Below are 13992 nucleotides of genomic sequence, written 5' to 3' on the forward strand. Positions count from 1 at the left end.
TCGTTCGGGTGCGACCGCTCGGCACAACCCGCGCGGCGGTTGGATTCGGATGCCGTTCTGTGACACTCGAATCACGCGGGGTGGAACGGGGAGGTCACGCGTGAGGCGAGGCGGGGAGAACGTGGTGTCCGGCACGGCCCAAGGCCCCGTGGTGCAGGCGGGCAGCGTTGGGGAGGTGCACTTCCACAGCGGCACACCCCAACCCCTCATCCCCTACCAACTCCCACCACCGCCCAGGCTGTTCACCAGCAGACACCGCGAACTCGCCGACCTCGACCACTGGCTGACCGCCGCCGAACCGCTGGTCGCCGTCGTGAGCGGACCCGGCGGCGTCGGCAAGACGTCACTGGCGCTGCGCTGGCTGCACGGGTCCAGAACCCAGTTCCCGGACGGCCAGCTCTACGTCGACCTCGGCGCGCACGCACCGGAGGGCCCCGCCGTCCCGGAGGAGGTCCTGGAGTGGTTCCTGCTCGCGCTCGGCGTGCCAGGTGCCGACGTCCCGCCGGGGTTGGCTCGACGACAGGCCCTGTTCCGGTCGCTCACGGCAGACCGCGCGCTGTCGTTGCTGCTGGACAACGCGGTGTCGGCCGCCCAGGTCCGGTCGCTGCTGCCCACCTCGACCCGCAGCGCGGTGTTGGCCACCAGCCGGTGGCGGCTCGGCGGGCTGGCCGTGGACGGGGCCCGGTTCGTGGAGGTGGAGTCCTTCGACGTCGACTCGTCACTGGAGCTGCTCGAACGCGCCGTCGGTCGGCGCGTCGCCTCGGAGCCCGACGCGGCCCGGGAACTCGCCCATCTGTGCGGCGGCCTCCCGATCGCGCTGTCGGTGGTGGGCGCGCGGCTGTCCACCCACCCGAGGCGCACGCTGTCCGGGGAGGTCGGCTCGCTGCGGACCGAGCGGCTGGCCAAGCTGGCGCTTGACGACGACGTTTCCGTGGAAGCCGTGTTCGACCTGTCCTACGTGGACCTCCCCGCACGGCACGCAAGGGTCTACCGGTTGTGCGCACTGCACCCCGGCCACTCCTTCGGCGTCGAGGCGGCGGCCGCCGCAGCCGGTGAACCCCCGGGCGACGTGGCACCCGTGCTCGCAGATCTGGTGGAGAAGAACCTCTTGGCCGAGGTGGCGGACGAGCGATTCCGCTTCCACGACCTGTTGCGGCTGCACGCGCGCCAGCACGCGGACCGGGACTCCGCTGCGCAGCGCGACGCGGCGTCCCGGCGCGTGGTCGAGTGGTACCTGGACCGGCTGGTCGGCGCGGACCTGGCGCTGCGGCCCACCCGGCACCGGGTCGGTCCGCGCTACCACGGTGACGTCGTCGCGTCGTCCGGCCCGCGCGCCGCACTGAACTGGCTGGAGGGCGAACGGGCCAACCTCCGCGAGTCCTGCCGGGTCGCCGCCGAGATGGGCTGGGACGACCTGGTGTGGCAGTTCTGCGAGGCGATGTGGGGGTTCTACCTGCACGCCAGGCATTCCGACGACTGGTTCGCCCTGCACGCGCTGGGCGTCCCGGCGGCGGTGCGGCTGGGCGACCGCGTCGCGGAGGCGAAGCTGCGCGCGCAGCTCACCTACTCCTACAGCTCACTGGGGTACTTCGCCGACGCGGAACGGGAGGGCGTGCGCGCGCTGGAGATCGCGGAGGAGGACGGCGACCGGCAAGGCGTCGCGGTGGCGCTGACCGAACTCGGCGGCGTGGCCCAGGGCTCGGGCGATCTGCCGCGGGCGCTGCGGTGGCTGACCCGGGCCCGGGACGTCCGGCGCGGCATCGGACCGCGCCGCGCCGAGGCCCTGTGCGGGCGGCGGATCGGGGAGGTGCTCGCCGCACTCGGCCGGGACGACGAGGGCCTGGCCGAACTGGCCGCCGCCGCCGAGTCGATGGCGGCCGTGGGCGACCACGTCGGCCAGGCGCGGTGCCTGATGTCCACCGGCGGCCTCCACCTGCGCCGCGGACGCCCGGCGCGGGCCGTGAGCCACCTGGAGTCGGCGCTGGACGTGGTCCGCCGAGTGGGTTCGCCGTTCTACGAGGCCGAGATCCGGGCGTCGCTTGGGGAGGCCGCCGAAGGTGTCGGCGACCTCCCCACCGCCCGGCGGCACTACGCGCTGGCTCTCGCGCTGCTGCCGACCGGGAACCCGAAGGCCGCCACGATCAGCGCCCGGCTGGCCGCGCTGGACCGCTGACCACACTCGACCAGCACGTCGGCCAGCGCGAGCCGGGCGGGCGCGGCCCGACCCACCTCGCCGATCACGACCTGGTCGACCCGGCCGTCACCGGTGGCGACGACCAGTCGGTGCAGCCCCGCACCCAGGCCGTCCACCACCAGACACACCCTCACACCCGCTCCGGGCGCAGGGGCAGCGGCACCGGCACCGGCACCCGCTCGGTGACCGCCGGGACGTCCGGCTCCGGCAGGTCCATCAGGCGGTACATCACCGCGCGCAGGGCGGACGCCGCCTGCCCCGGCCGCGACGACACCAACCCGGCGATGGCCGCGGCGTCCCCGCGCGCGACGAGCTGCGGCGCGACCGGCCGGTCGGGGTCGAGTTCGGCGAACCGGCCGCGCACGGCGTCGGCGAGGCTGCCCCGGCGGACGTTGCCCTCCGGGAACGACGCCAAGGTGACCGGCGTGCCGACCGCCGCGGCGTACTGGGTGGTGGACCCGTGGTCGCCCAGCACGTGGTCGCTGGCCACCGCGGCCGCCCGCCACCCCTCCTCCGGCGGGATCACCAGCAGCCCGGCTTCGATGCAGTCGTGCAGCCAGGCCCGGATCTGCCAGCGCCCGTGGACGCTCCACGCGTTCGGGTGCAGCACCAGCGCGACCCGGTCGTCGGGCAGCTCGTCGAGCAGCGACCGGCACAGCGCGAACCGCCGCCCGAAGGTCGAGTCCGGCGCCCAGGTGGAGCTCACCGTGATGAGCCGCCGGCCGGCCGGCACGCCCAGCGCCGCCCGGTACCGGTCCCGGGCCGGCAGGCTCGCGACCATCCGGTCCAGGCAGAGGTCGCCCACCACTACGGCGGTGTGCGCAGCCTCGGGGCACGACGACCGCAGCCCGGCCAGCTCGTCGTCGTGGGTGAGCCCGATCGCGGCTGGCAGCACCCGCCCGCGCCGAGTCAGCGACTCGCGGCTGAGCCCGGCGTGCGGCATGCCATGCGGACCTGTGTGCCTGCTGAACTTCCGCGACGCGAGGTGCCCGGCCCCGTGCGGCAGCAGCAGCACCGGCCCGCGCGCCTGGTCGATGTCGTTGTACCCGGCTGCCAGCACCAGGTCGAACTCGTGGTTCACTGCCTGCTGCCACGGCACGACCACGGCCTCCTGCCGCCGGACGAGGTCTTGCGTGCCCTGCCACCACTGCCCGGTGTCGGTCACCGAGAACACCACCTGTATGCGGGGATCGTTGCGCAGCAGCGGAACCACGTCCGCGATCAACCGGATCCCGGCCGCCGGGTGCGGCACCATGACCAGCACGGTCCGGCGGACCGGGACGGTGACCCGCCGGTCGGCGTCCGGCCCGATCGGTCCCCGGATCCAGTGCCCGCTCACGCCGCCGCCTCGATCGCGGACCCGCTGCCCGACGGCTCGCCCGACGAGCAGTCGTACACCGGCACCCCGAGGTCCGGCAGGTCGCGGAAGACCCGGTGCGGCGTCATCAGGACCACCAGGTCGGCCTCGCGGACGTCGCGGAAGTCCCTGCCCTTCAACAAGGTCCCGTCGGACAACAGCAACTCCGGCACGTACGGGTCGTGGTACTCGACGGCTGCCTCCCGGCGCAGCTCCTCCAGCACGGCGACCGAGGCGGACTGCCGTACGTTCGGGGTGTCCGGCTTGTAGGTGACCCCGAGCACGAGGATCCGCGCCCCGCGCAACGACCTCCCGACAGTGTGCAACGCCTCGCGCAGTCGGTGCACGGTGTGCGCGGGCATCGCCTCGTTCACCGCGAGCGCCGCGTCCACCAGAGGGCTCAGCATCCCCTTCCGCCGCGCCGCCGCCGCGAAGAACCGCGCCGACACCGGCACGCAGTCCCCGCCCGCGCCCGCGCTGGGCTGGTGTCGGAGGAAGCCGAACGGCTTGGTGCCCGCCGCCCGCAACACCTCGGCCACGTCGACGCCGTAGGCCCGGCACACCGCGCCGAGTTCGTTCACCAGCGAGATGTTGACCAGCCGGAACGTGTTCTCGAAGATCTTGGTCACCTCGGCGGCGCAGGTCGTGGCCACCTCTGCGACCTCGTCGGTCATGGCGGACAGGAACCGGACCGCCCGCTGTGCGCACCGGGCGGTGTGGCCGCCGACCACCCGCGGCAACGAGGCGAACGTGTGCGAGCCGTTGCCGGGGTCGATCCGCATCGGCGCGCACGCCACGTGAAAGTCGACGCCGGCGCGCAGCCCGGCGCTGTTCTCCAGTGCCGGCACCAGCGATTGCGCCACCGTGCCCGGCGGGCAGGTGCTCTGCACCAGCACCAGGTCGCCCCGCCGCAGCACCCGCCCCACCGCCCGGCACGCGGTGGTCAGCGGGCCCAGATCGGCCCCGCCCCGCCGGCCATCCGGCGTCGGCAGGCACAGCACGTGCACCCCGGCTGCCGGTGTCCCGGCCGCCGCGTCGCGCACCACCAGCCGGCCGTCGGTGAGCACGGCCCGCAGGGCGTCCTCCGACACCGTGCCCAGACCGCACCCTCGCCGGACCGCGACGACCTCGCGGACCCGGCCTGGCGAACTGTCCACCCCCACCACCCGCAGTCCCGCACGTGCCGCGGCGACGGCGGTCGGCAGGCCGGTGAACCCGAGCCCCACCACGACCACATCGACAGCATCCATCGAACCCTCCCGTGTGCCGCCCACGCCCGAGCCCCTCCCGGCGGTGCGGCTGGTCCGAGTCTCGGGGCGGTTCCTGTCGGATCCCGGTCAGTGAGCGGCCGGCGGGCCGAACCCGGTGCTCACCGGCGGCGTGGAGATCAGGTTTTCCGGCGGTGCCCGCCGAACCCGACCGGCGGTTCGGCGAGCCGGATTTCACGCACCTTTCAGGGGCCTTTCGAGTGGTTACCGGCGCGTACTGGTCCGACCGGGCCACCGGTTGTCACAGCGAGGTCTCGGAACGTGACAAACGCGTGTAACGAACGCCGGTTCCGGGGCACACTCTGACCCGAATCATCGCGTCCGGTGAGGGGTGGCGCTGGTGAACACTTATTTCAAGATCCTCGGGCAGACCCGTGTCCTGGTGAACGGAGCTTTCACCGATGAATGGGGCACGCTGAAAGAGCGCGGCGTGTTCGCCGTGCTCTTGCTGCACATCGGCAGAGCGGTTCCGGCCCGCATTTTGGCGGAATGGGTGTGGCCGGTCGACAAGTCGCCCCAGGATATCGCGGCGACGTTGTCCACTTATTCGACCCGAATACGCAACGCCCTGAAGCGGCTCGGGCTGCCGGGGCAACTGCGCACGGAGGACGGCGGATACCGATTCGTCGCCGATCCGGAGACCGTCGACTACCACGCCTTCCAACGCGCCGTGCGCGACGCCCGCCGGCACGGCAAAGCGGGTGACCACGAGCACGCCTGCGAGATCATGGAGGCCGCGCTCGGGCTCTGGGAGGATCGGCCGCTGGCCGACCTGGACACCGACCGCGCCGACAACTGGCGGCGGGTCGCGATCCGCGACGAGTGGCTCTCCGCCACCGACGGCCTGCTCTACGGCCTGTACAAGCGGGCCGAGTTCGAGGAGATGCTGCGGGTGGCCAAGTCCGCCCAGTTCGAGCACGACGGGGACGTGCTGCTGGCCAAGCGCCGCCTGCAGGCGCTGTACTCGCTGGGCCGCGGCGAGGAGGGCGTGCAGTACTTCTTCGACTTCTACCGCCGCGCCAAGGACGAGGACCGGCCCGAGCAGGCCGACGAGCTCCGGCGCTTCCACGACCGCCTGGTCGCCGACGACGCGCGTCCGGCGGCGGGGTCGGCGGCAGCGGCGCCCGACGGCGTGCTGTCGCCCCGGCACCTGCCCTACGACGTCGACGGGTTCGCCGGGCGCCACGACCTGCTGGCCAGGATGGACGACCTGGTTCCCGCCCCACCCCGGCCCCGGCTGGTCGCGCTGGACGGCCCGCCCGGCGTGGGCAAGACCGCCCTGGCGGTGCACTGGGCGCACCGCGTGGCCGACCGGTTCCCGCACGGCGTGTGGTTCGTCAACCTCAACGGCTTCGGCGAGGGCGTGCCGGTGGCCGACGAGGAGGTGGTCACCCGCCTGCTGGAGTCGCTGAGCGTGTCGGCGGACTGCCTGCCCACGGCCGACGCGCGCCGTCGCAAGCTGGTCGACGTGCTGTCCACCCGGCGGCTGCTGGTGATCCTCGACAACGCTGTCGACGGCCGGCACGTGGGCGGACTGCTGCCGCTGTTGTCCGGCTGCGTCGTGGTGGTCACCAGCCGGGTCCGGCTCAGCGACCTGAGCCTGAGGCACGGGGCGCGCTGCTTCACCGTCACCCCGCTGGAACCGGAGCTGGCCACCGGGTGGCTGTGCGACCGGCTGGGGGCCCGCGCGGACGTCGAGCCTGGTGCCGTGGACGACCTGGCCTCGCTCGCGTGCGGTCTGCCGCTGGCGCTCGGCATCATCGGCGAGTACGTCGCGGCGCAGCCCGGCAAATCGCTCGGCGAGTTCGTGACCCGGCTGCGCGAGCGCGGTGCCGTGCTGCGGTTGGGTTCCGACAGCACCCACGCGATCCGCTCGGTCCGCGCGGCCATCGACTGCTCTTACCTGGCGCTGAGGCCGGGCGTGCGGCGCCTGTTCCGGCTGCTCGGCAGCTACCCGGGCCTGGTGATCCAGCACGGCGTCGCCGCGTCGCTGGCCGGCCTGCCCGAGTCGGAGGTGCACGACCAGCTGGAGGCCCTGGTGTGGGCCCGGCTGCTGGAGGCCCGGGAGGGGGACCGGTACGCCTTCCACGACCTGCTGCGCAACTACGCGGCCGAGCGCGTGGAGGAGGACGAGGAGTTCGAGGAGCGCGAGTGGGCGGCCCGCCGCATGATCGACTGGTTCCTGCACAGCTGCAACAACGCCGACCGGCTCATCTTCGCCTCGAAGCTCAGCGTGCCGATGTTCGAGCCGTCGGCCGGCGTGACGCCGTTGACCTTCCCGGACGCCGAGACCGCCATGGACTGGTACGCCCGCGAGCGCGGGGAACTGGTGGCCCTGGTCGACTTCGCGGTGGAGAACAGCTTCGACGAGCACCTGTGGCGGCTGATCAACTGCATCGGCGAGGTCATGATGCGGCTCGGGTTCAAGGACGAGGTCCTGCGCAGCATGGGCGTCGCCGTGCGGGCGACGCGGTCGGTCGGCGACCGGTTCGCCGAGGGGGGGTCGCTGTGCAACCTCGGGCTCGCCCACTCGCGGTTCTACGACTACGACGAGGCGGAGCGGTGCTACCGCGCGGCGCACGGGATCTTCCTGGAGATCGACCACCGGATGGGGCTTGCGACCGTCCTGCGCAACATGGGGGAGCGGCGCGGTGCCATCGGCGACACCGCCGGCGCGCTGGAGCACCTGGAGCAGGCCCTGGCCCTCGCCCGGCGCGAGGGCGACCCGCACCTGGAAGCGAGCGTGCTCCAGCGGATCGGCGAAGCTCTGCGGATCGGTGGCCGGGTGGACGAGGCGATCACGCAGTTGCGGCTGGGTTGGATGCTGTGGGAGCGCCTGGGCGACGCCGGTGACATCGGGGTCTCGTTGTCCTCGCTCGCCGCGGCCCACTACGAGCAGGGCGACCACTTCGGGGCGCTCAGCTTCGCCCACCGCGCCATCGTGATGCTGGGCCAGGCCCGGGACTTCGCCTTGGAGGGGCAGACCTGCACCACGCTCGCGACCGTCCACCGTGACCTCGGCGATCTGGAGAAGGCCGAGTTCTACGCGGCGCGGGCCGTGCTGCTGACCCGGCAGGCGCAGGACCCGAAGCGGCAGGCGGGCGCACAGGACCTGCTCGGCCAGGTGCGGTGGCGCCAGGGCCGGCACCGCGAGGCGCGGGAGTGCTGGGGCCTCGCGCTCGGCCTTTACTCCGGACTCGGTGATTCCAGAGCCGATGGAATTCGGGCGCAGTTGGCGGAATGGGCCGAGCCGGACGTACCACGCCGACGTGCCTCTGGTGAGGGGTCATCCATCTGGGGAGTTGAGAAACTCTGACCACTGCTTTTGCGCAGATCGTGGCCACCTTGCACTCAAGTGGGGAGAAAGACTACCCAAAAGTAGTCAATCTGGCTCACGTCTGGTCGAGACCCGTGTGACGGGCCGCCGACCAGGTTTGAGAGTATCCTCGCATGATCAAAGCGAAACACCTCCCCGCCGTGGTCGCCCGTGCAGCCGCAGGTACGGCCTTCATCGCGGCTTCCGTCGGAATTGCGCCGGTCGCGGTGGCCGCGCCCGCTGGGACGGCCACCGCGACCGTCGAACCGACCGCGACGACGATGACCCTCGCGGAGGGCACCGTGCGCGGCGATTCGATGTTGTGGGGAATTCCCAACCGCTGATCTTCCGGCTATCAGTCGAAAGATAAGTGATCCCTCCCCACTTCCGCACTGTGCCCGGTTCGGCGGCTACCGAGCCGGGCACATTCATGTGCGGACCAAGCATGGCGGTGCCCGCGGAGTTCCGCAGGGCGGCGCGCGAAGAGTCACTCTACCGTGTCCGACTATTCTCCGGTGGGGCCCGGGTAAATTGACGGAATAGCTGGAAATGGTCAATTACGGCCGTGTCCCGATTGGTGCGAATTCCGCGATTGTGCGGCGTCGGCGGCCCGGTCGGCGGTGGACCGGAAACGGTGGCCGGCACAGGACCAGTTCCGGCATTGGTCTCGTGCGGGCGCGATCGGCCGTCTCTGTTGGCCGCCGAGCCTTCCCGGTGGGGGTGCGGGCGCGGAAGACTCGCGGAACGGACAACCCGAAGGAGTTGGTCATGGCTCGCATGTCCGGTGTGCTGGCTGCTGTCGTGGTCGGGCTCTCGCTCGTCACCGCCGCGCCCGCCACCGCCGAGAGGGCGCACCCGTTCCCCACCGAGTTCGCGCTGCCCGACGGCTTCCGGCCCGAGGGGATCGCCATCGGCGACGCGCCCACCGCCTACCTCGGGTCCCTCGCCGACGGGGACCTGTTCCGGGTGGACCTGCGCAGCGGCAAGGGGGAGGTGTTCAGCCAGGGGCCCGGGACGCCGTCGGTCGGGTTGAAGGTCGATCGGCGGGGGCGGCTGTTCGTGGCCGGCGGCGCGGGTGGGGACGCCCGGGTCGTGGACGCCCGGAGTGGAGCGATCCTCAAGTCCTACAAATTCGCCGAGTCCGGTGCTTTCGTCAACGACGTGGTGATCACCGATGACGCCGCCTACTTCACCGACTCCAGCCGGGCGGTGCTCTACAAGATCGCCTTCGGTCGGCACGGGAAGCTGCCCGAGACGTTCACCGCGGTGCCGTTGACCGGTGATTTCGTGCTCACCCCCGGCTTCAACGGCAACGGGATCGCCGAGACGCCCGACCGGAAGGCCCTGCTCGTGGTGCAGAGCAGCACCGGCCAACTGCACCGCGTGGTCGACGGGGTCAGCAAGATCGTCGACCTCGGCGGCGAGGTGCTGACCGCCGGTGACGGGTTGCTGGTGCGCGGACGCACCTTGCACGTGGTGCAGAACCGGCTCAACACGGTCTCCGTGTTCACCCTCGACAGGGCCGGTACCAGCGGAAAGCTGGTGACCAAGATCACCGACCCGCGATTCGACGTGCCGACCACGGTCGCCGCGTTCGGCAATCGGCTGTACCTGCCCAACGCCCGGTTCACCACACCGCCGACCCCGACGACCGCTTATAACGTCATCGGCACGCCCAACAGGTGAAACGCAGGGGGCCGATGGGCGCAAAGTTCACATCAGCCCCCTGTTCGGGGCATCACTCGACTGGGTAACCTCAGCGTCGCGCCGCGCAAGTGATCGCTGTCTCTTCGTAATGATGATCTTCTAGTGTTACCGTTCCGTGGCCGATCGGGTGACGAGGAGGCAGCGCTCCTAGTGCTGCGCCGACCAGGCGACTAGTTCACGAGGCTGCGGAGCACTGTGAAGCAGAAGAACAAGGCGGAGACCAACCAGAAGACGATCCGCTCCCGGCTCACCGGCGTGGTGGTGGTGCCGAGCGTGGTTCTGCTGGTGATGTGGTTGGCGTTCTCGTCTTACACCGTGTTCGACGGCTTCTACACCCGCGCCGTTGCGGTCAGCGTCAAGGACGCCTCCATCCCGGCGGTCAACGCGTTCGTCGCCATCCAGCGGGAACGCCAGCTCGCGATGACGGCGCTGAGCCAGAAGAACCCGGACCTGGGCGCCCTGCACGAGCAGCAGCGGGTCGTGGACGACACGACCGGCACCATGAAGGCCGCGTTCGACGCCGTCTCGGGCAACGCCCCGGACGAGGTGACCGTCAAGATCACCGACCTCAACGCGCTGCTCGGCGAGCTGCCGCAGCGCCGGGCCGGCATCGAGTCCGGCAAGACCGACAAGAACTCGGTCTACAAGTACTACAACAGCGTGGTGGACGCGGGCACCGCGCTGTTCGGCACGCAGGCCCGGGTGGTCCCGGACGCGGTCGCCTCCCAGGGCGGCCTCAACGCGACCGACCTGTTCCGCGCCGCCGACTGGATGTCTCGGGCCTCCTCCATCGCCTCCGGCGCGCTCACCTCGGGCCGGCCCAGCCCCGACGACCTGCTGGAGTTCGTGCACCTGGTCGGCTCCTACCGGTCCCAGCTCGTCACCACCACGCCGTTCGCCGCCGAGCGGGTCCGCCGCGACTACCGGGCGCTGACCGAGTCCGACACCTGGCGCCGGCTCTCCACGCTGGAGAACGAGCTGATCGCCACCCCCAGCGCCACCGTCGCGCTGGAGGAGTGGCAGTCCGCCGCCGGCCCGGTCTCCGAGCGGCTCGTCGACCTCGCGACCGGCCAGGCATCCAACGCCGCCGACATCGGGCTGGAACGCGGCAACAACCGGTTCGTCACCGTGCTGATCGGCGCGCTCATCGCGCTGGTCGTGGTGCTCGGCGGCATCGTGTTCGCGGTCCGCATCTCCAACCGGCTGGTCAACCGCGCGCTGATCACCCGCCTCGCCGCGCTGAAGAAGGACTCGCTGAACCTGGCGCACGAGCGGCTGCCCGACATCGTCGACCGGCTGCGCGAGGGCAAGCACGTCGACGTCGAGGTCGAGGTGCCGCCGCTGGACTACGGCAGCGACGAGATCGGCCAGGTGGCCGACGCGTTCAACGCCGCCCAGTACACCGCCGTCGCCGCCGCGGTGAAGGAGAGCCAGGCGCGCGAGGGCGTGAACCGGGTCTTCCTCGACATCGCGCACCGCAACCAGGGCCTGGTGCACCGCCAGCTCAAGATCCTGGACAAGCTGGAGCGCGAGGAGGAGAACCCGGAGCAGCTCGACGCGCTGTTCCAGCTCGACCACCTCGCCACCCGGGCCCGGCGCAACGCGGAGAACCTGATCATCCTCGCCGGCGAGCAGCCGGGCCGGCAGTGGCGCAAGCCGGTGCGGCTGCTGGACGTGCTGCGCGCCGCCGTCGCCGAGACCGAGCAGTACGTGCGGGTCAAGGTGAACCCGGTGCCGGAGACCGCGCTGGTGGGCGCGGCCGTCGCGGACACCATCCACCTGGTGGCCGAGCTGGTGGACAACGCGACCGCGTTCTCCTCGCCGCGCTCCCAGGTCCAGGTGCACGCCAGCGAGGTGCCCCAGGGCATCGTGGTGGAGATCGAGGACCACGGCCTGGGCATCAACCCCGAGGACCGCGAGCAGCACAACGCGATGCTCGCCGATCCGCCCGAGTTCGACGCCATGCGGCTGCGCGGCGAGTCCCGGCTGGGCCTGTTCGTGGTCGCCCGGCTCGCGGCCCGCCGCGGCATCCACGTCGAGCTGCGCGACTCGCCGTACGGCGGCACGCTCGCGCTGGTGCTCATCCCGTCGGCGATCGTGGCGGGGCCCAACTCCGCCGTGGAGCCGGCCGAGACCCGCGAGCTGCCCCGCCGCACCTTCCCAGACGACCACGTGATCCCGGAGCAGGGCGACGACTCAGTGCGAGACGCCAGGTTTCCCGACACTTCCCGAGAGCTGGAAGGCTTCTGGGCACAGGCCGAGGCCGCGGCCAACCAGCATTCCCTTCCAGCGGACGACCGACTGAAGGACCGGCTGGACGACCGGCCCGCCGACCGGGTCGGCGACCGGCCCGCCGACCGGTCGGGCAACCTGCTGACCGAGCGGCCGGAGCCCAGACCGGACGACGACCACGACCTGCCCCAGCACAGCGGCGACCTCCAGCTGCCGCAGCGCAAGCGGACCACCGACTGGCCGGCCGACGAGCCGGCCGCCGGGGCCGCCGACCGGCCGGAGCTGCCCCGCCGCCGCAGGCAGCAGAACCTCGCGCCGCAGTTGGTGCGCAACGATTTCCACCCCACGCCCGAACCGCTCGCCGAGGTCGACGTCGAGCAGTCCGCCGAACGGGTCCGGGAGGGCCTGTCGGCGTTCCAGCGGGGCACGAAGGACGCCCGCCGCTCCGACGACGCCCTAGAACCCTGACCAGAGCAGCAGTGCCGGACGACTGGAAACCGGAAAGGCAACGGCGATGAACGACATGACCAGCCAGCACAACGAACTCAACTGGTTGTTGGAGGACCTGGTCGGCCGTGTGGTGGGTGCTCGGCACGCGGTGGTGCTGTCCGCGGACGGTCTGCTGCTGGGCCGCTCACCCGGACTGTCCAAGGACGACTCCGACCACCTCTCGGCCATGGCGTCGGCGTTCCAGAGCCTGGCCCGCGGCACCGGGCGGCACTTCGGCGGCGGGGCGGTGCGCCAGACCATCGTGGAGATGGAGCACGCCTACCTCTTCGTCACCGCGGCGGGGCACGGCGCGTGCCTGGCCGTCCTGGGCGAAGAGGACTCCGACATGGGGATGATCGCCTACGAGATGAACATGCTCGTCAAGCGGGTCGGCAGCTACCTGTCCTCGGCACCGCGCGGGACGTCGGCCGCCTTGCCCACGGCGCGCAGGTCGTCCTGATGAAGGGCCGCGAGGACTGGTGGTACGACGAGGCGGCGGGCCCGCTGGTCCGCCCGTACGCGATGGTGCGCGGCCGGACCCGTCCGCTGCGCCCGGAGCTGCACCTGGTGACCCAGGTGCGCGCGATGCCGTCGCCGGCCGACCCGGACGCGCTGTCGGTCGAGCACCTGGAGATCATGGAGCTGTGCCGGCGGCCGCTGTCGGTGGCGGAGGTCGCGGCGTACCTGGACGTGCCGCTCGTGGTCGTCAAGGTGCTGTTGAGCGACCTCATCCAGCGCGGTGACGTCGTGATCCGAGACCCGTCCCGGGTCCCGCAAGTGCCGGACCGGAACCTGTTGCAGGCTGTGCTGGATGGTGTCCGTGGAATCTGAGCGACCGGGTGGGGAACTGCTGGTCCCCACCCCAGTCAAGATCGTCATCGCCGGCGGCTTCGGCACCGGCAAGACGACGATGGTCAACTCGGTCAGCGAGATCCCGCCGCTGCACACCGAGGAGTTGCTGACCGAGGCGGGCGTCGGCGTGGACGACGTGCTGGGCCTGGAGCAGAAGGAGACCACCACGGTCGCCCTCGACTTCGGGCGCATCACGATCAACCCCGAGGTGGTGCTGTACCTGTTCGGCACCCCGGGGCAGAACCGCTTCTGGTTCATGTGGGACGAGCTGGCCTACGGCGCGATCGGCGCGGTGATCCTGGTCGACACCCGCCGGCTGGACTCCAGCTTCCCGTCGATCGACTTCTTCGAGCGCCGGGGCATCCCGTTCGTGATAGCGGTCAACTGCTTCGAGGGCGCGCACGCCTACGAGGTGGCCGAGGTGCGCCGCGCGCTGGACGTGGACGAGGCGATCCCGCTCGTGCTGTGCGACGCGCGGGACCGCGAGTCGTCCAAGACGGTCCTGGTGAGCCTGATCCAGCACACCATGGACCGCCTCGACGCGATGGCCTGACCACGTGCCGGGTGGTGATCGCCC

10 protein-coding genes are annotated in these 13992 nt (G+C 71.6%); 7 read left to right on the forward strand and 3 right to left on the reverse strand.

The genetic code is table 11. From position 1 onward, the window contains the following. The first annotated feature begins 100 nt into the window (after window positions 1-100). Window positions 101-2173, forward strand: a complete 2073-nt coding sequence (locus tag BN6_RS14610) for a tetratricopeptide repeat protein (protein ID WP_015100426.1) — start codon at window positions 101-103, stop codon at window positions 2171-2173. Here BN6_RS14610 and BN6_RS45625 read toward each other — a convergent pair. Genes BN6_RS45625 through BN6_RS14620 form a run of 3 tightly spaced genes read right to left on the reverse strand, consistent with a single transcriptional unit; the run spans window position 2089 to window position 4801 of the window. Beyond that, a complete protein-coding gene (locus tag BN6_RS45625) occupies window positions 2089-2328 on the reverse strand; it encodes a hypothetical protein (protein WP_015100427.1) in 240 nt (79 codons plus the stop codon). The genes BN6_RS14610 and BN6_RS45625 overlap by 85 nt on opposite strands. After that, a complete protein-coding gene (locus tag BN6_RS14615; protein ID WP_015100428.1) occupies window positions 2325-3533 on the reverse strand; it encodes a hypothetical protein in 1209 nt (402 codons plus the stop codon). The genes BN6_RS45625 and BN6_RS14615 overlap by 4 nt, the downstream gene beginning before the upstream one ends. After that, window positions 3530-4801 carry a nucleotide sugar dehydrogenase gene (locus BN6_RS14620; RefSeq protein WP_015100429.1) on the reverse strand — a complete coding sequence of 424 codons (1272 nt, stop codon included), beginning with the start codon at window positions 4799-4801 and terminating at the stop codon, window positions 3530-3532. The genes BN6_RS14615 and BN6_RS14620 overlap by 4 nt, the downstream gene beginning before the upstream one ends. 358 nt (window positions 4802-5159) lie before the next feature. On the opposite strand from BN6_RS14620, the gene BN6_RS14625 reads away from it, so the two are divergent. The 6 genes from BN6_RS14625 to BN6_RS14655 all read left to right on the forward strand — a co-directional run bounded on the left by BN6_RS14625 (window position 5160) and on the right by BN6_RS14655 (window position 13968). Further along, entirely contained in the window at window positions 5160-8135 is a 2976-nt protein-coding gene (locus BN6_RS14625; protein ID WP_015100430.1) for a tetratricopeptide repeat protein, read from the forward strand. 768 nt (window positions 8136-8903) lie between these two features. Further along, window positions 8904-9821, forward strand: coding sequence for an SMP-30/gluconolactonase/LRE family protein (locus tag BN6_RS14635; RefSeq protein WP_015100431.1), 918 nt, complete (start codon window positions 8904-8906; stop codon window positions 9819-9821). A 216-nt stretch (window positions 9822-10037) separates the two neighbouring features. After that, the gene (locus tag BN6_RS14640) at window positions 10038-12542 is read left to right on the forward strand and encodes a sensor histidine kinase (RefSeq protein ID WP_015100432.1); all 2505 of its coding nucleotides are present in this window, start codon (window positions 10038-10040) and stop codon (window positions 12540-12542) included. A 46-nt stretch (window positions 12543-12588) separates the two neighbouring features. Beyond that, window positions 12589-13023, forward strand: coding sequence for a roadblock/LC7 domain-containing protein (locus BN6_RS14645; RefSeq protein ID WP_015100433.1), 435 nt, complete (start codon window positions 12589-12591; stop codon window positions 13021-13023). Then, window positions 13023-13394, forward strand: a complete 372-nt coding sequence (locus BN6_RS14650) for a DUF742 domain-containing protein (RefSeq protein WP_041312809.1) — start codon at window positions 13023-13025, stop codon at window positions 13392-13394. The genes BN6_RS14645 and BN6_RS14650 overlap by 1 nt, the downstream gene beginning before the upstream one ends. After that, entirely contained in the window at window positions 13375-13968 is a 594-nt protein-coding gene (locus BN6_RS14655) for a GTP-binding protein (RefSeq protein ID WP_015100435.1), read from the forward strand. Before BN6_RS14650 ends, BN6_RS14655 begins: the two co-directional genes overlap by 20 nt. Window positions 13969-13992: the final 24 nt, after the last annotated feature.

This window comes from Saccharothrix espanaensis DSM 44229 (assembly GCF_000328705.1).
Taxonomy (GTDB): domain Bacteria; phylum Actinomycetota; class Actinomycetes; order Mycobacteriales; family Pseudonocardiaceae; genus Actinosynnema; species Actinosynnema espanaense.